The sequence below is a fragment of the Citrobacter sp. RHBSTW-00944 genome (genome assembly GCF_013615435.1).
Taxonomy (GTDB): Bacteria; Pseudomonadota; Gammaproteobacteria; order Enterobacterales; family Enterobacteriaceae; genus Citrobacter; species Citrobacter braakii.
The window spans coordinates 2363978-2385901 of sequence record NZ_CP055418.1 but is presented as its reverse complement, the minus strand read 5'-3'; the positions used below and the strand labels follow the sequence as shown (position 1 = coordinate 2385901).

15 protein-coding genes, 2 tRNA genes and 3 other RNA genes are annotated in these 21924 nt (G+C 49.9%); 9 read left to right on the top strand and 11 right to left on the bottom strand.

What is annotated here, in order from left to right:
• Positions 1 to 8 precede the first annotated feature (8 nt).
• The 3 genes from oppB to ychE all read right to left on the bottom strand — a co-directional run bounded on the left by oppB (position 9) and on the right by ychE (position 4100).
• Entirely contained in the window at positions 9 to 929 is a 921-nt protein-coding gene (gene oppB, locus HV334_RS11470) for an oligopeptide ABC transporter permease OppB (protein ID WP_003020708.1), read from the bottom strand.
• A gap of 120 nt (positions 930 to 1049) precedes the next feature.
• The gene (gene oppA / locus HV334_RS11465) at positions 1050 to 2681 is read right to left on the bottom strand and encodes an oligopeptide ABC transporter substrate-binding protein OppA (RefSeq protein WP_016153271.1); all 1632 of its coding nucleotides are present in this window, start codon (positions 2679 to 2681) and stop codon (positions 1050 to 1052) included.
• A gap of 771 nt (positions 2682 to 3452) precedes the next feature.
• Entirely contained in the window at positions 3453 to 4100 is a 648-nt protein-coding gene (gene ychE / locus HV334_RS11460) for an NAAT family transporter YchE (RefSeq protein WP_003020714.1), read from the bottom strand.
• Between the two features lie 487 nt (positions 4101 to 4587).
• Here ychE and adhE point away from each other — a divergent pair, with 487 nt between their 5' ends.
• Positions 4588 to 7266 (top strand): bifunctional acetaldehyde-CoA/alcohol dehydrogenase, encoded by a 2679-nt coding sequence (gene adhE / locus HV334_RS11455; protein WP_016153272.1) that lies wholly within the window; start codon positions 4588 to 4590, stop codon positions 7264 to 7266.
• A gap of 237 nt (positions 7267 to 7503) precedes the next feature.
• On the opposite strand, the gene tdk is transcribed toward adhE, so the two are convergent.
• Complete coding sequence (tdk, locus tag HV334_RS11450) at positions 7504 to 8121, bottom strand: thymidine kinase (protein WP_181221745.1); 618 nt, start codon at positions 8119 to 8121, stop codon at positions 7504 to 7506.
• 623 nt (positions 8122 to 8744) lie between these two features.
• Here tdk and hns point away from each other — a divergent pair.
• The gene (gene hns / locus HV334_RS11445; RefSeq protein ID WP_003020723.1) at positions 8745 to 9158 is read left to right on the top strand and encodes a histone-like nucleoid-structuring protein H-NS; all 414 of its coding nucleotides are present in this window, start codon (positions 8745 to 8747) and stop codon (positions 9156 to 9158) included.
• A gap of 137 nt (positions 9159 to 9295) precedes the next feature.
• On the opposite strand, the gene galU is transcribed toward hns, so the two are convergent.
• From galU to rssA, 3 genes are all read right to left on the bottom strand, one after another.
• Positions 9296 to 10204, bottom strand: coding sequence for a UTP--glucose-1-phosphate uridylyltransferase GalU (galU, locus tag HV334_RS11440; protein ID WP_016153274.1), 909 nt, complete (start codon positions 10202 to 10204; stop codon positions 9296 to 9298).
• A gap of 204 nt (positions 10205 to 10408) precedes the next feature.
• Positions 10409 to 11422, bottom strand: a complete 1014-nt coding sequence (gene rssB, locus HV334_RS11435; RefSeq protein ID WP_016153275.1) for a two-component system response regulator RssB — start codon at positions 11420 to 11422, stop codon at positions 10409 to 10411.
• 90 nt (positions 11423 to 11512) lie between these two features.
• On the bottom strand, positions 11513 to 12424 hold the full coding sequence (rssA, locus tag HV334_RS11430; protein WP_181221743.1) for a patatin-like phospholipase RssA: 912 nt from the start codon (positions 12422 to 12424) through the stop codon (positions 11513 to 11515).
• A gap of 111 nt (positions 12425 to 12535) precedes the next feature.
• Here rssA and HV334_RS11425 point away from each other — a divergent pair, with 111 nt between their 5' ends.
• From HV334_RS11425 to HV334_RS11395, 7 genes are all read left to right on the top strand, one after another.
• Positions 12536 to 12991, top strand: coding sequence for a YchJ family protein (locus tag HV334_RS11425; protein WP_141875235.1), 456 nt, complete (start codon positions 12536 to 12538; stop codon positions 12989 to 12991).
• A 55-nt stretch (positions 12992 to 13046) separates the two neighbouring features.
• A complete protein-coding gene (gene purU, locus HV334_RS11420; protein ID WP_016153278.1) occupies positions 13047 to 13889 on the top strand; it encodes a formyltetrahydrofolate deformylase in 843 nt (280 codons plus the stop codon).
• A gap of 156 nt (positions 13890 to 14045) precedes the next feature.
• A tRNA-Tyr gene (locus HV334_RS11415) sits at positions 14046 to 14130 on the top strand.
• Positions 14131 to 14166: 36 nt separating this feature from the next.
• Positions 14167 to 14251 (top strand) — tRNA-Tyr (locus HV334_RS11410).
• 44 nt (positions 14252 to 14295) lie between these two features.
• Positions 14296 to 14427, top strand: a non-coding RNA gene (locus HV334_RS11405) — RtT sRNA.
• Between the two features lie 44 nt (positions 14428 to 14471).
• Positions 14472 to 14603, top strand: a non-coding RNA gene (locus HV334_RS11400) — RtT sRNA.
• Positions 14604 to 14647: 44 nt separating this feature from the next.
• A non-coding RNA gene (locus HV334_RS11395) (RtT sRNA) lies at positions 14648 to 14779 on the top strand.
• Positions 14780 to 14945: 166 nt separating this feature from the next.
• On the opposite strand, the gene narI is transcribed toward HV334_RS11395, so the two are convergent.
• Genes narI through HV334_RS11375 form a run of 4 tightly spaced genes read right to left on the bottom strand, consistent with a single transcriptional unit; the run spans position 14946 to position 21608 of the window.
• Positions 14946 to 15623: a respiratory nitrate reductase subunit gamma gene (gene narI, locus HV334_RS11390; protein WP_181221741.1), complete on the bottom strand. Its 678-nt coding sequence runs from the start codon at positions 15621 to 15623 to the stop codon at positions 14946 to 14948.
• On the bottom strand, positions 15623 to 16333 hold the full coding sequence (gene narJ / locus HV334_RS11385) for a nitrate reductase molybdenum cofactor assembly chaperone (protein WP_016153282.1): 711 nt from the start codon (positions 16331 to 16333) through the stop codon (positions 15623 to 15625). The genes narI and narJ overlap by 1 nt, the downstream gene beginning before the upstream one ends.
• A complete protein-coding gene (gene narH, locus HV334_RS11380; RefSeq protein WP_181221739.1) occupies positions 16330 to 17868 on the bottom strand; it encodes a nitrate reductase subunit beta in 1539 nt (512 codons plus the stop codon). Before narH ends, narJ begins: the two co-directional genes overlap by 4 nt.
• Positions 17865 to 21608 (bottom strand): nitrate reductase subunit alpha, encoded by a 3744-nt coding sequence (locus tag HV334_RS11375; RefSeq protein WP_181221738.1) that lies wholly within the window; start codon positions 21606 to 21608, stop codon positions 17865 to 17867. The genes narH and HV334_RS11375 overlap by 4 nt, the downstream gene beginning before the upstream one ends.
• Positions 21609 to 21924 lie beyond the last annotated feature (316 nt).

Below are 21924 nucleotides of genomic sequence, written 5' to 3'. Positions count from 1 at the left end.
CTCCAGTATCAGTAACGAATTTTCGGGTCGATAACGGCATACAGCACGTCAACAATCGCGTTAAACACGATGGTCAGCGTCCCTACCAGTATGGTGAGGCTCAGGACCAGCGAATAGTCGCGGTTTAACGCGCCATTGACGAACAGCTGGCCAATGCCCGGCAAACCATAGATGGTTTCAATAACCATCGAACCGGTAATAATGCCGACAAATGCTGGTCCCATATAGGACAGCACAGGCAACAGCGCAGGTTTTAACGCATGGCGGAAAATAATCCGCCGCATCGGCAACCCTTTAGCGCGTGCGGTACGAATAAAGTTAGAGTGCAGCACTTCAATCATCGAACCGCGGGTAATACGGGCGATACTGGCGATATAAGCCAGTGACAAGGCCACCATTGGCAGGATCATAAATTTCAACGCCCCGCCATTCCAGCCGCCTCCGGGCAGCCATTTCAAGGTTATGGCAAATATCATGACCAATAAGGGAGCGACCACGAAACTGGGGATAACCACCCCGGTCATTGCCACCCCCATCACCGTGTAGTCCCAACGCGTATTTTGTTTCAGCGCGGCTATTACCCCAGCGCTAACGCCAACGAGGACCGCAAGAATAAAGGCCGCAGCTCCCAGCTTCGCAGAAACCGGAAAGCTCGATGCCACAAGGTCGTTTACCGTATAGTCTTTATATTTAAAAGATGGCCCAAAATCGCCATGCGCCAGTTGCTTGAGGTAGCTGAAGTACTGCGTCGAGATAGGATCGTTAAGATGATATTTCGCTTCGATATTAGCCAGTACCTCTGGCGGTAACGCGCGTTCCCCGGTGAATGGGCTTCCCGGCGCAAGGCGCATCATAAAGAATGAAATCGTAATAAGTATAAACAGCGTCGGAATCGCTTCCAGACAGCGACGTAATATAAATTTTAACATTGCCCGTACCTTCTGGCGTGTGCCTTTACACCTCTTCTACCCCGACGTTCAGGTAAAGCGGTGTTAATAGTTCGAAGAAAAAGACACTGTGGGGCAAAATGATTGCCCCACGTCTTGCCATTAATGCTTGATAATATACAAGTCTTTAACGTGGATATTATCCATCGGGTCTTTACCGGAGTATCCGCCAACCCATGGTTTCACCAGGCGGGCGTTAACATAGTAATAAACCGGTACAATCGCAGAATCTTTATCCAGCTGCTGTTCCGCTTTCGAATAAAGTTCGCTGCGCTGCGCTTCATCAGTCACTTTCAGCGTATCCGCAATCAGCTTATCAAACGCCGGGCTCTTATAGTGGACGGTGTTGTTGGAGCTGTCAGACAGCACCATATTCAGGAAGGATGTTGGTTCGTTGTAATCCGCACACCAGCCTGCACGCGAAACATCATAGTTACCCTGATGGCGCGTATCGAGGAATGTTTTCCATTCCTGGTTTTCCAGCTTCACGTTGGCGCCCAGATTTTTCTTCCAGATAGATGCCGCTGCGATGGCCAGCTTTTTATGCAGATCTGAGGTGTTATACAGCAGGTCAAAGGTCAACGGTTTTTCAGCGGTATACCCGGCTTCAGCCAGCAGTTTTTTCGCTTCTTCATTACGTTTTTCCTGAGACCATTTGAACCACTCAGGTTCAACCAGTTTCGCGCCATCGGTGTAAGGAGGGGTAAAGCTATACGCCGGCAGGTCCCCCTGGTTTTTAACTTTGTTGACGATAATGTCACGATCCAACGCCAGTTTCAGGGCGGTACGAACACGAACATCGTTGAACGGTGCTTTCTGGTTGTTGATTTCGTAATAATAGGTGCACAGATACGGGTCAACGTGAACTTCGTTCGGGATCTCTTTTTTCAGTTTCTGGAATAACTCGATCGGCATGTTGTTATAGGTCATGTCGATTTCACCGCTGCGATAGCGGTTAACGTCAGTCACTTCAGAAGAAATTGGCAGGTAGGTAACCTGGTTAATAACCGTTTTGGCGTTGTCCCAGTAGTTGGTGTTACGCTCAAGTACAATGCGCTCGTTGACCACCCAGTCTTTCAGCTTATAGGCGCCGTTAGTGACGATGTTAGCGGGCTGGGTCCATTTCTCACCGTATTTTTCAACCGCTGCTTTAGGAACCGGAGAAACGGATGAGTGCACAAGCAATTTGTAGAAATAAGGAACAGGCTCGCTCAGGGTGACTTCAAATGTATGATCGTCGAGAGCTTTGACACCGAGATCGGTGATCGGCTTTTTGCCGGCGATAATATCGTCAATATTGACAATGTGACCGTACTGTAAATAACTGGCGTACGGTGACGCGGTATTTGGATTAGCCAGGCGTTGCCAGCTATACACGAAATCTTGCGCGGTAACAGGCGTGCCGTCAGACCATTTAGCGTCTTTACGCAGATGGAATGTCCACACCTTAAAGTCTTTATTTTCCCACTTTTCAGCCACGCCAGGCGATGGTTTGCCATCGACATCGCTGATTAATAAACCTTCAAACAGGTCACGGTTGATATTGGATTCAGGTACACCTTCGATTTTATGTGGATCGAGTGACTGAACTTCCGAACCGTTATTACGCACCAGAGTCTGCTTTTCAGCAAGCTGCACACCGGCTGGTACAACTGCCGCCGTAGCAACATTCCCAGCGATTAGCGCAGTTAGGATCCCCGCAGCTACTAAACTTTTTTTAGTGATGTTAGTCATTGTGTTTGTACTCCCTCATTATTATGGCTGGTTTTTTAACCAGACTGTTAATCCTGTCAGGATCCCTGTACGGCACCGGAGATTTTCTGCCGTCAGGTAGTTTCTTGTTTTACTGCTTGCTATCACCGACTTTATTTATTTCTGGCGATTCGTATGACCGCCTTGCGTCGATTGTCTACGTGCCTCCCCTGCCGGAAACACGTTATTACCCTGTTGAGAGAAACTAATTGAAAATGATTCTCATCAACGTGAATTCTTCTGCATAATACCTGGCCGGAAAGTATCAAATGCGTTTCTTAACCGCCAATACATTTTACAAATTTGTTAACCAATTCTCTTTTATTGGAAATAAATCTCACTAAAAAAGTCTTACGAATGAAAGATTGTGACAATAAAACGATAAAAATCAATATATTGCATCACACGCAGTGTTAACCTCCAGTCCTGTGTCAACACCACGCCAAAATGCACATAAATTTAACAATTGGTTATTAATTAGCACATTCATCTAAAAAAAACGCTGAAATAACTAATAACATTTCGATAATCCTTCAGCAAGCCCCAGAGTATGATGTTAATAAAATAACAGTGACGTCGGGATCCCTCTGGTGGCCTACTGAGCGTTATATCTATAAAATCAATGAATAAATTAATGAATGGCCATCAGAGTTTTTTATATTTCTATGCTGATTTTCAACTTTAGTGAGAAGTTTTACTAATAACGAAAGGAAACGGAGCCGAAAGAGGCTCCGTTGATGCCGAAGAGGAATATCAGGCAAGTAAACCGGGGAAAATGGACTTGATTCCAGTCACAATGAATTCGATCCCTAAGGCCATTAACAACAACCCCATAATACGCGTAATGACGTTGATACCGGTTTGGCCCAGCAGCCGTACCAGCCACGGTGCCATGCGGAACAGTCCCCAACAGCACAGGGCAAACAACGCAATCGCCACAAAAAAACCAAACAGGTTAATCGCACTGTGATAGCGCGTACCCCAAACAATAGTTGAGCTTATCGCCCCCGGCCCCGCCATTAACGGCAATGCCAGCGGCACTACGCCGATACTTTCGCGGATTGCTGTTTCTGATTTTTCCTGTTTGTTTTGCTTATCTTCGCCCAGTTTTCCGCTAATCATCGACATTGCGATAGTCACCACCAGAATGCCGCCGGCAATCCTGAACGAATCTATCGAGATACCGAAGAGCTGCAGAATACCGTCACCAAGGAACAGCGAGGTCCACAGGATGATGGCAACCGACAGGTTTGCCGTAAGGTTGGTTTTATTTCGCGCAGCAGCCGTTTGATAGCTGGTCATACTGATAAAGACTGGGATGATCCCGACCGGGTTAACCAATGCGAATAACCCAATGAAAAATTTAAAATAGACAGGAAAATCAAATAGCGTTTGGATCACGGTTAGCTCCGAAGCGTTAGCCGGATAAAATGAGTCATAAAAATTGATAAAATCCGCGCTGAAGATACGCCTTTTGTCAGCATACTTCACCTTCTATCTGTGTATATCTACGTAAATACACTTCCAATACTTGGTGTTATTAATATGTATTAAATATGCTAATGTTAATAGCATTCACCCCATCAATTCATTAACACTTACCGATAAACGCTAAAAGGGCCTGCTGAAAGGTGTCAGCTTTGCGAAATTTTGATCCAGATCACGCAATTACTACTCAGAAGTGAGTAATCTTGCTTACGCCACCTGGAGGTAGCGCGTTAGAATTAAGTGGCGCTAGCGTATAAGCTCTTTTAGTAAATCAAGGTAAAGTGGACGTTAATTAACCGTTTGATTTTCAAAACGTTACACAAATTTTCGTCGATCTGTCTATACTCTCGTATCGAGCAGATGATTTACTAAAAAAGTTTAACATTATCAGGAGAGCATTATGGCTGTTACTAATGTCGCTGAACTTAACGCACTTGTAGAGCGCGTAAAAAAAGCCCAGCGTGAATATGCCAGTTTCACTCAAGAACAGGTTGACAAAATCTTCCGTGCCGCCGCTCTGGCTGCCGCAGACGCTCGAATCCCTCTCGCGAAAATGGCCGTTGCCGAATCTGGCATGGGCATCGTCGAAGATAAAGTGATTAAAAACCACTTTGCTTCCGAATACATTTATAACGCATATAAAGACGAAAAAACCTGTGGTGTACTGGCTGAAGACCACACCTTCGGTACCATTACCATCGCTGAACCGATTGGTATCATCTGCGGTATCGTTCCAACCACTAACCCGACTTCTACTGCAATCTTCAAATCACTGATCAGTCTGAAGACGCGTAACGCCATCATCTTCTCTCCGCATCCGCGTGCTAAAGATGCCACTAACAAAGCTGCTGATATCGTTCTGCAGGCAGCAATTGCTGCTGGCGCACCGAAAGATCTGATCGGCTGGATCGATCAACCTTCCGTAGAACTGTCAAACGCGCTGATGCACCACCCGGACATCAACCTGATCCTTGCGACCGGTGGTCCAGGCATGGTTAAAGCAGCATACAGCTCCGGTAAACCAGCAATCGGTGTAGGCGCAGGTAACACCCCTGTGGTTATCGATGAAACCGCTGATATCAAACGTGCTGTTGCATCTGTTCTGATGTCTAAAACCTTCGATAACGGCGTAATTTGTGCTTCTGAACAGTCCGTTGTTGTCGTTGACTCTGTATACGACGCAGTACGTGAGCGTTTCGCGACTCACGGCGGCTACATGCTGCAAGGCAAAGAGCTGAAAGCCGTTCAGGACGTTATCCTGAAAAATGGCGCGCTGAACGCGGCTATCGTTGGTCAGCCGGCATACAAAATTGCTGAACTGGCAGGCTTCTCCGTACCAGAAACCACTAAGATTCTGATCGGTGAAGTGACAGTTGTTGACGAAAGCGAACCGTTCGCTCACGAAAAATTGTCTCCGACGCTGGCAATGTACCGTGCGAAAGACTTCGAAGACGCCGTTATTAAAGCTGAAAAACTGGTTGCGATGGGCGGTATCGGTCATACCTCTTGCCTGTACACCGACCAGGACAACCAGCCAGAACGTGTTGCTTACTTCGGTCAGATGATGAAAACCGCACGTATCCTGATTAACACCCCAGCTTCTCAGGGTGGTATCGGTGACCTGTACAACTTTAAACTCGCGCCTTCCCTGACTCTGGGTTGTGGTTCCTGGGGTGGTAACTCCATCTCTGAAAACGTTGGTCCTAAGCACCTGATCAACAAGAAAACCGTTGCTAAGCGAGCTGAAAACATGTTGTGGCACAAACTTCCGAAATCTATCTACTTCCGTCGTGGCTCTCTGCCAATCGCACTGGATGAAGTGATTACCGATGGTCACAAACGTGCGCTGATCGTGACCGACCGCTTCCTGTTTAACAATGGCTATGCTGACCAGATCACCTCCGTGCTGAAAGCTGCTGGCGTTGAAACCGAAGTGTTCTTTGAAGTTGAAGCTGACCCAACTCTGACCGTTGTACGCAAAGGTGCTGAGCTGGCTAACTCCTTTAAACCAGACGTGATCATCGCGCTGGGTGGCGGTTCCCCGATGGACGCCGCGAAAATCATGTGGGTTATGTACGAACACCCAGAAACCCACTTCGAAGAACTGGCACTGCGCTTTATGGACATCCGTAAACGTATCTACAAGTTCCCGAAAATGGGCGTAAAAGCGAAGATGGTTGCCGTCACCACCACTTCCGGTACCGGTTCTGAAGTTACTCCGTTTGCGGTTGTTACTGACGATGCAACTGGTCAGAAATACCCGCTGGCAGACTATGCGCTGACTCCGGATATGGCGATTGTTGACGCCAACCTGGTGATGGATATGCCTAAGTCCCTGTGTGCGTTCGGTGGTCTGGATGCCGTTACTCACGCCCTGGAAGCTTACGTATCCGTGCTGGCTTCTGAGTTCTCCGACGGTCAGGCTCTGCAAGCGCTGAAACTGCTGAAAGAAAACCTGCCAGCGTCCTACCACGAAGGTTCTAAGAACCCGGTAGCGCGTGAGCGTGTACACAGTGCAGCAACCATCGCCGGTATTGCATTTGCTAACGCCTTCCTGGGTGTATGTCACTCAATGGCGCACAAGCTGGGTTCTCAGTTCCACATTCCTCACGGTCTGGCGAACGCCCTGCTGATCAGCAACGTTATTCGTTATAACGCGAACGACAACCCGACTAAACAGACTGCATTCAGCCAGTACGACCGTCCGCAGGCTCGTCGTCGCTACGCTGAAATCGCAGACCATCTGGGTCTGAGCGCACCGGGCGACCGTACTGCTGCAAAAATCCAGAAACTGCTGGGCTGGCTTGACGAAATCAAAGCTGAACTGGGTATTCCTAAGTCTATCCGTGAAGCTGGCGTTCAGGAAGCTGACTTCCTGGCACACGTGGACAAACTGTCTGAAGATGCGTTTGATGACCAGTGTACTGGTGCTAACCCGCGTTACCCGCTGATTTCTGAACTGAAACAGATCCTGATGGATACCTACTACGGTCGTGAATACAGCGAAGATCAAACCGCAGTTAAGACTGAAGCAGTAGCAGCGCCGAAAGCTGAGAAAAAAGCGAAGAAATCCGCTTAATTCATCCAGATAAGTTTTAGTTTCACCATAAACGGTCCCAAATTGGGGCCGTTTTTTTTACATCTTTCGTTATCAGAATCGATACATGACCAATTCAGCGACGTGTAAAGGATGGACCTGTAAAAGGATGCTTAGGAGGATGCGAGAATAGCGTCAGGAGAGTGTCTTACAGGGTAGCGAACATTAGCGAATGTCGCAGCCTACCCTGTGCTAATAAGCGCCCAGAAGCGCATAGAGTTAGTCGTGGTTGTGTCGTTCTTGTATCGCCGTCAGAAAGCCCTCAGACTGTGCTTGCTTATAATGTTTACGGCATACCGATACATAGCGTTCGTTCCCGCCAATCACCACCTGTTCGCCCTCGTTATAAGGTCGTCCTGCCTGATCAAGACGCAACACCATGCTGGCCTTACGCCCACAGAAACAAATGGTTTTTAATTCAACCAGTTTATCTGACCATGCCAACAGGTATTCGCTGCCGCCAAATAACTCACCACGAAAATCGGTACGCAAGCCGTAGCACAACACGGGAATATCCAGTTGATCGACAACTTCAGATAATTCATAAACCTGCTGTCGAGTCAGAAACTGCGACTCATCAACCAGTACACAGTGAATTCTTTGCTGCTCATTCTCAGCCCGAATCTCTTCGAACAATGATGAATTTTGGTTAAACAATTTTGCAGGTGACGACAGACCTATACGTGAACTTACTTTTCCAGCACCAAAGCGGTCATCAATTTCCGCTGTATATACCACGGCACGCATCCCACGTTCCTGATAATTGTACGAAGATTGCAGCAATGCAGTCGACTTACCGGCATTCATTGCAGAATAGTAAAAATATAGCTGTGCCATTGACCGTAGGCCCTCACTCGGGGAAATAAATATGGGCAGGATTGTAGCATATTTCACGAACGTGTCGGTGTAGCGTTGCCTGCATAGGCGTATAAATAGGCGTTCAGACTCGCTCAGTGTCGCCTAAATAACCGATCCTTTAAGTGACATGGGAGCACTAGTACACTCCAGTCATAGCCCAGGCAGCCTGAAACTGGACGGGTATATACACACTCTTTCACAAATAGTGCTCATGAAATTTATCCATACCTCTTATCTTCTTACGGCAATAAAGAAACCCTTCCCTTATTGTTATTGAATCTACCCACTGTCGCCATGTATTAGCGAATTCATGTAAGCAAAACTAATACAAAAGGTTGAAATCACTGCAAAGAGATACTATTTGTACACCATAAAATGTGACCTGAATCTTGAATTTTTACTCTCAGCCGCTGAGAAGCCCCCTCACCAATAAGCCTTTTTTATGCCCAACGTCGCGGTGAATTTAAGACAGATGAATTAATTCTGATACTAAATAAAGCGCAATTTTGAATTCCTTACATTCCTGGCTATTGCACAACTGAATTTATCGCTCTATTATTAGCTCAACAAACCACCCCCAATATAAGTTTGAGATTACTACAATGAGCGAAGCACTTAAAATTCTGAACAACATCCGTACTCTTCGTGCGCAGGCAAGAGAATGTACTCTGGAAACGCTTGAAGAAATGCTGGAAAAATTAGAAGTTGTTGTTAGCGAGCGCCGTGAAGAAGAAAGCGCTGCAGCTGCCGAAGTTGAAGAACGTACTCGTAAACTGCAACAATATCGTGAAATGCTGATCGCTGACGGCATTGACCCGAACGAACTGCTGAATAGCATGGCTGCTGTTAAATCTGGCACCAAAGCTAAACGCGCTGCACGTCCGGCTAAATATAGCTATGTTGACGAAAACGGTGAAACTAAAACCTGGACTGGTCAGGGTCGTACACCGGCAGTGATCAAAAAAGCGATGGAAGAACAAGGTAAACAACTGGACGATTTCTTAATCAAGGAATAATTCAGAAATAGTTTGCTTAAAATCCCGCCACTGGCGGGATTTTTTTTACCTGTACTTCGCACAGTCCCTACCCAGTTCAGGTATAAAAAAACGGTGCTGGATTAACAGCACCGTTCAGACCTGATAATACCAGCAGGTTACTTCTTAATACCCATCTCATCTTCCAGCCAGGCTTTAAATTCAGCGCCGAGAGTATTATGGCGAATACCATATTCAACGAACGCCTGCATATAGCCCAGCTTATTACCACAGTCATGGCTTTTGCCCTTCATGTGATAAGCTTCAACCGTTTCTTTTTCAATCAGCATATCGATAGCATCAGTCAGCTGAATTTCGTCACCGGCTCCCGGAGGCGTTTTTGCCAGCAGAGGCCAGATATCCGCGCTAAGGACGTAACGCCCCACGACGGCCAGATTAGATGGCGCCACATTCGCTTTCGGCTTTTCAACAACGCCAACCATCGGTACGCTTTCGCCCGGCGCTAATTCAACGCCTTTACAATCAACAACACCATAAGCGGTAACATCTTCTACCGGCTCAACCATAATCTGGCTGCTGCCTGTTTCATCGAAACGATGAATCATTTCGGCAAGGTTGTCGCGTGATAAATCAGATTCGTATTCGTCAAGAATGACGTCCGGCAAGATAACCGCAACGGGCTCATCGCCAACCACCGGGTGCGCGCACAATACCGCGTGGCCCAGACCTTTGGCCAGTCCCTGACGCACCTGCATAATAGTGACATGTGGCGGACAAATAGATTGCACTTCTTCCAGAAGCTGGCGTTTTACACGTTTTTCCAGCATAGCTTCAAGTTCAAAGCTGGTATCGAAGTGGTTTTCAATCGAATTTTTAGACGAGTGAGTTACAAGTACAATTTCAGTGATGCCCGCAGCAATACATTCGTTTACGACGTACTGAATTAATGGCTTATCAACCAACGGTAGCATCTCTTTCGGGATTGCTTTCGTAGCCGGTAACATCCTGGTTCCTAATCCCGCAACCGGGATAACGGCCTTTTTGACTTTTGAATTAAGGGCAGCCATTTAAAACTCTCCTGGACTGTTCATGTATTGAACGTGTTCATCAATCTGTATCGCATCCAAGTATATCAGTACCGCGACAAGCTTCTGGTCTGAAAAGGACGCGCGTCGGTATAATTAAGATAAATACGAATAAATCTGGCGCTGATAGTAGCACTCACAGCATGAGGTGGGTGAGCCAATTTCATTCTCACTCCACTCGGTTGTTCATTCTGCAGACAACATCAGGCGCAGCCGACCACCGGCCCCCCAAATTTGGCATTGCCAGGATTCGCAACGTTGGCTCAGTTGATTAAGATACGCATTCCCTAAGGTTCCCAACGGAACGCCATTGCTGATTTGTACATTGTGGGAACCTGTATTTAATGTCGCATTCAGCCCTGCTGATACCAGAATCAGGTTTTTTAATCCGCTGTGGTAATAACCCACCAGCAAAGGGAATTGTCCGGGCAAATTAGCCTGGCGCAATAAATGGTTAACCTGTTTCAATAACGCACCGAGCTCCGGCAATCGTTGATTTTGATGCGCGAGCTGTTCCTGCAGCAAACCGTTAAATAGCGCCCGCAGTAACAATGCTGCCAGAACGCCATTATCCCCTGCCCGCGTCACATCCAGACAATAAAACGCAAGGTCATGGTCCGATAGCGGTGCAATATCCAGTACCAGCCCCGGCTGATCGGCGGCTACCAATTGACGATAGTTGATCCGACATCGTGAAATAACTTGCGACACAGGAGGCTGTAATTCTTGTAACAGCTTCGCTGCAGCGGCGGGATCCCCGACCATCGCATCCCAGTCGCGAAACAGCCGCTCTTCTTCTTCCACGCGTGAATTAAACATATTCGGATACAGACACGCAAAGACGGTTTCGCGCAGGCGGTTCAGGTCCTTTACCGGCTTTAGCAGCACATCATCCACACCCAATCGCAGTGCTTTGGCTATATCAGACATGTTTTCCGTCGCTGATATCACCAGGATGGGGGTCTGATCGCCACGATTACGCAGATACTCTACTAGCTTAAGGCCGTTCATTCGTGGCATAGCCAGGTCGCAGATAATCAGGTCGGGGTTAAAGTGCCCGAGTAATTCAAGTGCTTCAAGTCCATCGCCAGCTACCGCCGTTGTCGCTCCCAAAGAGGAAAACCATGAGTCCATGAGTGAGCGAAATACCGGCTCATCCTCAACGATAAGAATCTGTTTTCCGACCAATGGCTGCGTCATATTCTCCCCCCTGACTGGCTTTAGTAAATAGTGGCATGCTATTGCTACTCACGCCTGTCAGAATTTGCTTAAGTGTTGATAAAAAATGCGTTAGATGTTGGTTTTCACCAGGGGTAGAAGCTCATCCATTTTCTTCTCGACCGCCAGTTGTCCAGCAGCAATTGCTGAGCTGGCGCGGTGAAAATCCAGCGTGGATATTTGCGGACAAAACGGCTGGATCAGGATATCTGGCGGGTCACCGGCCATGCGGTTACGTTTCAGACGGTTTTCCAGAACCTGAATAGAAGTCGTCATGATCTCCATCGCCGTCGGCGCGGTTACCGCACGCCTGGCCGTTATGTTGCTCAAGCGCTCTTTCAGTCGGGCACGCCATGAAAGCGCGTCGACATCATCACCCGTTTCGGCATCACTGCTGACGTTGAAGGAGAGTAAATCTTGCTGCATAAGATGCGCATCGTGTTGCAGATCGACGGCAATAACGATATCAGCGCCCAGCGCGCGAGTTAAGGATACAGGAACGGGATTCACCACCGCGCCATCGACCAGCCAGTAACCATTATGCGCTACAGGGGACATCAGACCAGGAATACTGCAGGAGGCCCGAACAGCCAGGTGCAAATCACCTTCCGTGAACCAGAGCTCCCGACCCGTACTCAGATTAGTAGCCACAGTTGCAAAACGGCGAGTGCATTGCTCAATTGCTTCTACCGGCATGACATTACGGTACTGATTGAATACCCGTTCACCACGCAGTAAACCGCCCCTGCGCCACGAGAGATCCATCAGACGTAAGACGTCCCAATAGCTGAAAGAACAAACCCATTGTTCGAGAGCAGGTAACTTATTGCATGCGTAGGCTGCACCAACCAGCGAACCAATGGAGCACCCTGCCACAATATCAACATCAATGCCCATATGCTTTAGGGCTTTAATAACGCCAATATGCGACCAACCTCGCGCCGCGCCGGAACCTAGCGCCAGCCCAATTTTTATTTTTCTCATTGTACGTACAAACTTCCCCTGGCTTGCAGACGTAGCAACATCGCTACCGCTCAGTTAACATAGTGCTACCCTGGCGTTTTTACGCCGTTTTTTTATTCCAGGGAGTACTTTGTGTCTCAGCTTTGTCCCTGTGGTAGCGCTGTCGAGTATAGCCTATGTTGCTACCGTTATGTGTCCGGCGCGCAAGTAGCACCTACGCCGTCACACCTCATGCGTTCTCGTTACTGTGCTTTTGTGATGAAAGACGCAGATTACCTTATCAAGACCTGGCATCCGGACTGTCATGCAGCCGAGTTTCGCGACGACATTATCGCAGGATTTAGCCACACCGAATGGCTCGGGCTGACCATTTTTGAACAACAAACGGCAGACACAGAAAATATCGGCTATGTCAGCTTTGTTGCGCGATTTTCTGAACAAGGTAAAACAGGTGCAATTATCGAGCGCTCTCGTTTTTTAAAAGAAAACGGTCAGTGGTACTATATAGACGGTACACGCCCTCAAATTGGACGAAACGATACCTGCCCTTGTGGCTCCGGTAAAAAATTTAAAAAGTGCTGCGGCTAATCAACGCCCGACAGTATCAATTTTGCAAACATTCTCAACAGGATCACCGCTGCAAATGCATTCATTACAACGAAAAGTGCTGCGTACTATTTGCCCGGACCAAAAAGGTCTGATCGCGCGCATTACGAATATCTGTTACAAGCATGAACTGAACATCGTGCAGAACAATGAGTTCGTGGACCACCGTACCGGGCGCTTTTTTATGCGTACCGAACTGGAGGGTATTTTTAACGACGTCACGCTGCTTGCCGATCTGGATAGTGCCCTACCAGATGGCTCCATTCGTGAATTAACACCAGCAGGACGCCGCCGTATCGTCATTTTGGTCACCAAGGAAGCACATTGTCTGGGTGACCTGTTAATGAAGGCCAATTATGGCGGGCTGGATGTTGAAATCGCCGCTGTGATCGGCAACCACGAGACGCTGCGACCTTTGGTTGAACGGTTTGATATCCCATTTGAGCTGGTCAGCCACGAAGGTTTAACGCGTGACGAACATGACCTGAAAATGGCCGACGCTATCGACGCGCACCAACCTGACTATGTCGTGCTGGCAAAATACATGCGCGTTCTGACACCAACATTTGTTTCACGCTTCCCGAATAAGATTATCAATATTCACCATTCATTCCTGCCAGCGTTTATTGGCGCTCGCCCTTACCATCAGGCTTATGAGCGCGGTGTGAAGATCATCGGTGCAACAGCCCACTACGTGAATGATAACCTCGATGAAGGCCCAATCATTATGCAGGACGTAATTCATGTGGATCACACCTACACCGCAGAAGATATGATGCGTGCGGGTCGCGACGTTGAGAAAAATGTATTAAGCCGCGCGCTGTATCAGGTTCTGGCTCAACGCGTCTTTGTTTACGGTAACCGAACGATTATTCTGTAATCGATTGATAATTGAATTGGTTACCTTTACATCTTTACGCGTAAAAATCAGGCAACCAGTTCTTTTTTATCAACGGAATACTTTACAGGGGCGCATCATTTGATATGATGCGCCCCGCTTCCAACAGAAGCAGGCCAGTAACTAGCATTACCCCGTGGTGGGGTTCCCGAGCGGCCAAAGGGAGCAGACTGTAAATCTGCCGTCATCGACTTCGAAGGTTCGAATCCTTCCCCCACCACCATTCATTCCGATAGATTCATAAAATTAGTATACCCCTGGTGGGGTTCCCGAGCGGCCAAAGGGAGCAGACTGTAAATCTGCCGTCATCGACTTCGAAGGTTCGAATCCTTCCCCCACCACCATCACTTCATAAAGCACCTGTATCAAATCCATCTGTTATGCCTCATATTCTGCCCCAGCGGGAAGGATGAGAAGCTTCGACTAAGGTTCGATTCGAGCGTTAGCGAGAAAGCGTTGCCGCAGGCAACGACCCGAAGGGCGAAGCGCACCGCGCTGAGTAATCCTTCCCCCACCACCATCACTTCATAACGCACCTGTATCAAATCCATCTGTAATGTCTCATATTCTGCCCCAGCGGGAAGGATGAGAAGCTTCGACTAAGGTTCGATTCGAGCGTTAGCGAGAAAGCGTTGCCGCAGGCAACGACCCGAAGGGCGAAGCGCACCGCGCTGAGTAATCCTTCCCCCACCACCATCACCTCATAAAGCACCTGTATCAAATCCATCTGTTATGCTTCATATTCTGCCCAGACGGGAAGGATGAGAAGCTTCGACTCAGGTTCGATTCGAGCGTTAGCGAGAAAGCGTTGCCGCAGGCAACGACCCGAAGGGCGAAGCGCACCGCGCTGAGTAATCCTTCCCCCACCACCATCACTTCATAACGCACCAGCATCCAATCCATCTGTAATGCCCCATACCTTGCCCTCGATCAAGCCTCAATTCGGGTCGGCAATTTGCCTGATGCACAATGCTTATCCGCCAATTAGTCGTAAAAAAACCCCGCCGGAGCGGGGTTTTGTCTTACACAGATAACCGATTAATGACGCGCACGAACAATCTGGTATTTGCGCGTCAGATATTCGACCGGAACGCTCCAGATGTGCACCAGACGCGAGAACGGGAACAACAGGAACAGCGTCATACCCAGCACCAGGTGCATACGGAAAATGAACGCAACGCCATCCAGATATTGAGACGCCCCCCCCTGGAAGGTCACCACTGTCTGCGCCCAGTTCACCAGCTTCATCATCTCTCTGCCGTCCATATGCTGGGCGGAGAACGGAATGGTCAGCAGGCCCAGCGCACACTGGATCACCAGCAGGGAGAGGATCAGAATGTCCGCTCCGGTAGTGGTCGCCCGCACACGTGGGCTGAACAGGCGGCGTTTCAGCAGCAGGACGCCACCAATCAAACACATCACACCACTGGCACCACCCGCGAACATCGCCATCTTTTGTTTCACTTCAAGCGGCAGCCACGCTTCATACATCCAGTGTGGTGTCAGCATGCCAAGGAAGTGCCCGGCAAAAATCCCCAGGATCCCGATGTGGAACAGGTTTGACGCCAGGTTCATCCCTTTGCGATCCAGCATCTGACTGGAAGCCGCGCGCCAGGTATACTGCCCATAGTCATAACGCAGCCAACTGCCAATCAGAAAGACAGAACCCGCGATGTACGGATAGATGTCAAAGAAGAACGTATTCAGGAAGTGCATTATTGCTGTCCTCCGGTGGTGATATTCAGATACTGCGGCGCAACGGCCCCGGCAAAACGACGCTGGTGAGCGGAAATTTCCGACTCACCACACCCCTGATCGGCGAAGAATTTCACCTGCTCTTCTTCCCAGACCGCATCCAGCGCTTGTGGGGTATCGTCACGCGCTTCATCTGCAATTTTTTCAGCCACTTTATCGCTGTCGATAACGGTATTCGCCAGTTTTAACAGCAGATCGAACAGCACCGCATAACGGCTTTCACGCTGTTGCAAGCGAGCGCTGAGCAGCGCCAGAATCGGCGCGATATCCTGTAACCCCCCTAATGCTTCGCTTTTCGGCAACTGCGCAAGGTATTCCAAATACAGCGGCAGATGATCGGGAAGTTCGCGGCTGTCGAGCTGCAGACCGTGCTGTTCATACTGCGCCATCAGGTCAACCATAGCCTGACCACGATCGCGGGACTCGCCGTGTACATGTTCAAACAGCAGCAACGAGGTGGCGCGGCCACGGTCAAACAGTTCGCTATAGCTTGCCTGCACATCCAGCATGTCCTGCGCGGTGAGATCGCGCAGGAAAATGCCCAGAGTCTGGGCATCCTCTTTATCCAGGTTCTCAGATGACGCGAGTGCATCGAAAAGTTCCTGCTGATGCTGCCACAAGGCAGCATCCGGGTACTCGAGCAGACGCGAAACAATGACAAGTTCAATCATTGGTGCGGCTCCGTTTTGCTGGTCACATCGACAGCGTCGATGCGGCGGCTGTTGAACAGATTGAATTTAGTATCAGAACCGTGGCAACCGTCACCGAAGGTAAAGCCACAACCGCTTTTCTCCGGGAACGCGTCACGCGCCAGTTCACGATGGCTGCTCGGTACCACGAAACGATCTTCGTAGTTAGCAATCGCCAGATAACGATACATTTCCTGTGCCTGCGCTTCGCTTAAGCCCACCTCTTCCAGCGCACGGGTATCAACTTTACCGTCAACGGTTTCCGCACGTTTGTAGTGACGCATCGCCAGCATACGTTTCAGCGCCAACAGTACCGGCTGAGTGTCGCCTGCGGTCAGCAGGTTCGCCAGGTACTGAACCGGGATACGCAGACTGTCAACGTCCGGCAGAATACCGTTGCTGCCCAGCTCGCCCGCATCGGCGGCAGACTGGATCGGTGACAAAGGCGGCACGTACCAGACCATCGGTAGCGTGCGGTATTCCGGATGCAGCGGCAGCGCCAGCTTCCAGTCCATCGCCATTTTGTAAACCGGCGACTGCTGTGCGGCATCAATGACGCTCAGCGGAATACCATCTTTCAGCGCTTGTTCAATAACAGCCGGATCGTTCGGATCGAGGAACACGTCCAGTTGACGCTGATACAGATCTTTCTCGTGCTCCGTGCTTGCCGCACTTTCAATCGCATCTGCGTCATACAGCAGTACGCCGAGGTAACGAATACGGCCTACGCAGGTTTCGGAACAAACGGTCGGCTGACCGGCTTCGATACGCGGGTAGCAGAAAATGCACTTCTCAGATTTCCCGCTCTTCCAGTTGAAGTAGATCTTCTTATACGGGCAGCCAGTGATACACATACGCCAGCCGCGGCATTTGTCCTGGTCGATCAGCACGATGCCATCTTCTTCACGCTTGTAGATAGCGCCGCTTGGGCAGGTCGCCACGCACGCCGGGTTAAGGCAATGCTCACACAAACGCGGCAGATACATCATGAAGGTATTTTCGAACTGACCGTACATCGCCTTCTGCATGTTTTCGAAGTTCTGGTCTTTGGCGCGTTTTTCGAACTCGCCCCCCAAAATTTCTTCCCAGTTCGGACCGCTGGTGATTTTATCCATCCGCTGACCGGTGATCAGCGAACGCGGACGCGCAATCGGCTGCGCCTTACTGTTTGCTGGGGCGTTGTGCAACGTTTGGTAGTCAAAATCAAACGGCTCATAGTAATCATCCATGCCCGGCAGATGCGGGTTAGCAAAGATTTTACCCAGCAGCAGTGCTTTGTTACCCATGCGCGGCTGCAGTTTGCCGTTGATTTTACGGATCCAACCGCCCTTCCATTTTTCCTGGTTTTCCCAGTCGTTCGGGAAGCCAACGCCAGGCTTACTTTCGACGTTATTGAACCAGGCGTACTCCATACCTTCACGGCTGGTCCAGACGTTTTTGCAGGTCACTGAACAGGTGTGGCAGCCGATGCACTTATCGAGATTCAGCACCATGCCGACTTGTGAACGAATTTTCATTTTACGCTCTCCTGTACCTGGTCATTGCCTTCGCCATCCAACCAGTTAATGTTCTTCATCTTACGTACAACTACGAACTCATCTCGGTTTGAACCGACGGTACCGTAGTAGTTAAAGCCGTATGCCAGTTGCGCATAACCACCGATCATGTGAGTTGGTTTCGGCGTAATACGGGTTACCGAGTTGTGGATCCCGCCGCGCTGCTGGGTGATTTCAGAACCCGGCAGGTTAACGATACGTTCCTGCGCGTGGTACATCATGGTCATCCCGGCCGGCACACGCTGGCTGACAACTGCACGCGCCGTCAGCGCACCGTTGCTGTTGAAGACTTCGATCCAGTCGTTATCTTCGATACCCAGATCCTTCGCATCAACTTCACTCATCCACACAATCGGACCACCGCGAGACAGCGTCAGCATCAGCAGGTTGTCGCTGTAGGTGGAGTGGATACCCCATTTCTGGTGCGGCGTCAGGAAGTTGAGCGCTTTTTCAGGGTTACCGTTAGACTTCTCGCCGATCACCGCTTTCACCGAACGGGTGTCGATTGGCGGACGATACACCAGCAGGCTCTCACCGAAGTCACGCATCCACTGGTGATCCTGATACAACTGCTGGCGACCAGACAGCGTACGCCATGGGATCAGCTCATGAACGTTGGTATAACCGGCGTTATAAGACACATGTTCATCTTCCAGACCTGACCAGGTCGGACTGGAGATAATTTTGCGCGGCTGCGCCTGGATGTCGCGGAAACGAATTTTTTCGTCTTCTTTATTCAGCGCCAGATGCGTATGGTCACGACCGGTAAATTCACTCAGCGCCGCCCAGGCTTTAACGGCAACCTGACCGTTAGTTTCCGGAGCCAGCGTCAGGATCATCTCAGCAGCATCAATTGCGGTATCCAGCATCGGTTGGCCTTTCGCCGGACCGTCAGCCTTGGTGTAGTTGAGCTTACGCAGCAGATCCATTTCGCTCTGGGTGTTCCAGGCAATCCCTTTACCGCCGTTACCAATTTTTTCCATCAGCGGACCAATGGAGGTGAAACGCTCGTAGGTTGCCGGATAATCACGCTCAACGGTCATGATGTGCGGTGCCGTAACACCTGGAATCAGGTCGCATTCCCCTTTTTTCCAGTCCTTCACGTCCAGCGGCTGCGCCAGTTCAGCGGCGGAGTCGTGCTGAATCGGCAGCGTAACGACGTCGGTTTCTTTACCGAGGTGGCCCACACAAACTTCAGAGAATTTCTTGGCGATGGCTTTATAGATTTCCCAGTCGCTCTTCGATTCCCAGGCCGGGTCAACGGCCGCAGACAGAGGATGAATAAACGGATGCATATCCGAGGTATTCATGTCGTCTTTTTCATACCAGGTAGCGGTCGGCAGCACGATATCGGAATACAGACAGGTACTCGACAGGCGGAAGTCCAGCGTAACGACCAGATCCAGTTTGCCGTCCAGTCCGTTATCCTGCCATTCTACTTCTTCTGGCTTCACGCCGCTCTGCTGGCCGAGATCTTTGCCCTGAATACCATGTTCAGTACCCAGCAGATACTTGAGCATGTACTCGTGGCCTTTACCAGAAGAACCGAGCAGGTTTGAACGCCAGATAAACAGGTTACGCGGATGGTTTTTACCGTTTTCCGGCTGCTCTGCCGCAAAGCGAATAGAACCTTCTTTCAGGGATTTAACGGTGTAGTCCACCGGCGTCATACCTGCTTTCTGCGCTTCTTTCGCGATATACAGCGGGTTAGTCCCTAACTGCGGCGCAGACGGTAACCAGCCCATACGCTCAGCGCGAACGTTAAAGTCAATCAAATGACCGCTATAGCGGGATTTGTCTGCCATCGGGGACAGCAGTTCCTGCGCAGTCACCGTCTCATAGCGCCATTGGCTGGAGTGGTTATAGAAGTAGGAGGTACTGTTCATATGACGAGGCGGACGCTGCCAGTCAAGAGCAAACGCCAGCGGCTGCCAGCCGGTTTGCGGACGCAGTTTTTCCTGCCCTACGTAGTGGGCCCAGCCGCCGCCGCTCTGGCCGATACAGCCACAGAACACCAGCATATTGATCAGGCCACGATAGTTCATATCGAGGTGGTACCAGTGGTTCAAACCGGCGCCAACGATAATCATCGAACGACCGTGCGTTTTATCTGCGTTATCCGCAAATTCACGGGCGATGCGTACAATCTGAGAACGTGATACGCCTGTAATTTTTTCTGCCCACGCTGGCGTGTACGCTTTCACGTCATCGTAGCTGGTCGCGCAGTTTTCATCGTTCAGACCACGTTCCAGGCCGTAGTTGGCAATCGTCAGATCGTAAACGGTGGTCACCAGCGCCGTAGAGCCATCGGCCAGTTGCAGGCGTTTAACGGGCAATTTATGCAGCAGAATGTTTTCCAGTTCGACTTTACTGAAGTGCTCGGTGCCTTCGCCACCAAAGTACGGGAAGCCCACTTCTGCGATATCATCCTGGCTACCCAGCAGGCTGAGCTGCAGTTCGGTTTCATCACCGGACGTGCCGTCGCGCTGCTCAAGGTTCCATTTGCCTTTTTCGCCCCAACGGAAACCAATTGAACCGTTTGGCGCAACCATTTCGCCGTTGCTGTTGATAGCGACAGTTTTCCATTCCGGGTTATTTTCCTGGCCCAGAGAGTCAACCAGATCCGCAGCACGCAGCATACGACCAGCAGCATAGTAGCCGTCGCGCTCTTCGAGCATCACCAGCATTGGCATGTCGGTATAACGACGAACGTAGTCGGTGAAATATTGGCTCGGGTTATCGAGGTGGAACTCGCGCAGCATGACATGACCCATCGCCATTGCCATCGCCGCATCGGTTCCCTGCTTCGGAGCCAGCCACAGGTCGCACAGTTTGGCGATTTCTGCGTAGTCCGGGGTAATTGCTACTGTTTTGGTGCCTTTGTAACGAACTTCAGTAAAGAAGTGCGCATCCGGAGTACGGGTCTGCGGTACGTTAGAGCCCCATGCCAGAATGTAGCTGGAGTTATACCAGTCGGCAGATTCCGGTACGTCGGTCTGCTCGCCCCAGGTCTGCGGGGAAGCTGGCGGCAGGTCACAGTACCAGTCATAGAAGCTCAGGCAGGTCCCGCCAATCAGCGACATATAACGTGCGCCGGACGCATAAGAAACCATCGACATCGCCGGGATCGGCGAGAAGCCTGCGACGCGGTCAGGACCATAGGTTTTGATGGTGTAAACGTTAGATGCGGCAATCAGCTCATTCACTTCCTGCCAGGAAGAACGAACGAATCCACCACGACCACGCGCTTGTTTGAAGCTTTTTGCTTTATCGGCGTCTTCGATAATGGATGCCCATGCATCTACCGGATCGCTGTGCAGTCTTTTTGCTTCACGCCACATCTTCATCAGACGTTTGCGCATCAGCGGGTATTTCAGACGGTTAGCACTGTAGAGATACCATGAATAGCTTGCACCACGCGGGCAGCCGCGAGGCTCGTGGTTGGGCATATCTGGACGAGTGCGTGGGTAGTCAGTTTGCTGGGTTTCCCAGGTCACCAGACCATTTTTCACATAGATTTTCCAGCTGCATGAGCCGGTGCAGTTTACACCGTGGGTTGAACGCACGATTTTGTCATGCTGCCAACGCTGGCGGTATCCATCCTCCCAGTCCCTGTTGGTATTGAGAAGCTGGCCATGCCCATCGGCAAAGGTTTCGCCCTTCTGCTTGAAGTAGCGAAACCGGTCCAGGAATTTACTCATCGGTTTTCTCCTGTAGGAGCCTGACGGCTCTCTGATAAATCGACATTGCTTGATTGAGAGCGAAGGTAACGCTCTGAAAGGGCGTGAGAATTGATAACGATCAAGGCAGGCAGGGATGAAAATTAAGGGTCGATTTTCACATACCCCCTTAGTGGGATATCGATAAATCAATCAACATATTGAATTTTATTGAGTTTTTTAAACTCACTTATCATACAAATGTTAAATTCTTTATAAGTGGGTATTAAGGGGTATCCCCCCTGTTTAGCATATTACGAGCACCGTTCTAACAGGCTGTTGTCGCGTCACAATATAA

Bases quoted from the DNA above. Each gene is read 5' to 3' on its own strand.
- oppB (WP_003020708.1), bottom strand. From the start codon at position 929: ATGTTAAAATTTATATTACGTCGCTGTCTGGAAGCGATTCCGACGCTG.
- oppA (WP_016153271.1), bottom strand. From the start codon at position 2,681: ATGACTAACATCACTAAAAAAAGTTTAGTAGCTGCGGGGATCCTAACT.
- adhE (WP_016153272.1), top strand. From the start codon at position 4,588: ATGGCTGTTACTAATGTCGCTGAACTTAACGCACTTGTAGAGCGCGTA.
- tdk (WP_181221745.1), bottom strand. From the start codon at position 8,121: ATGGCACAGCTATATTTTTACTATTCTGCAATGAATGCCGGTAAGTCG.
- hns (WP_003020723.1), top strand. From the start codon at position 8,745: ATGAGCGAAGCACTTAAAATTCTGAACAACATCCGTACTCTTCGTGCG.
- galU (WP_016153274.1), bottom strand. From the start codon at position 10,204: ATGGCTGCCCTTAATTCAAAAGTCAAAAAGGCCGTTATCCCGGTTGCG.
- rssB (WP_016153275.1), bottom strand. From the start codon at position 11,422: ATGACGCAGCCATTGGTCGGAAAACAGATTCTTATCGTTGAGGATGAG.
- rssA (WP_181221743.1), bottom strand. From the start codon at position 12,424: ATGAGAAAAATAAAAATTGGGCTGGCGCTAGGTTCCGGCGCGGCGCGA.
- purU (WP_016153278.1), top strand. From the start codon at position 13,047: ATGCATTCATTACAACGAAAAGTGCTGCGTACTATTTGCCCGGACCAA.
- narI (WP_181221741.1), bottom strand. From the start codon at position 15,623: ATGCACTTCCTGAATACGTTCTTCTTTGACATCTATCCGTACATCGCG.
- narJ (WP_016153282.1), bottom strand. From the start codon at position 16,333: ATGATTGAACTTGTCATTGTTTCGCGTCTGCTCGAGTACCCGGATGCT.
- narH (WP_181221739.1), bottom strand. From the start codon at position 17,868: ATGAAAATTCGTTCACAAGTCGGCATGGTGCTGAATCTCGATAAGTGC.
- HV334_RS11375 (WP_181221738.1), bottom strand. From the start codon at position 21,608: ATGAGTAAATTCCTGGACCGGTTTCGCTACTTCAAGCAGAAGGGCGAA.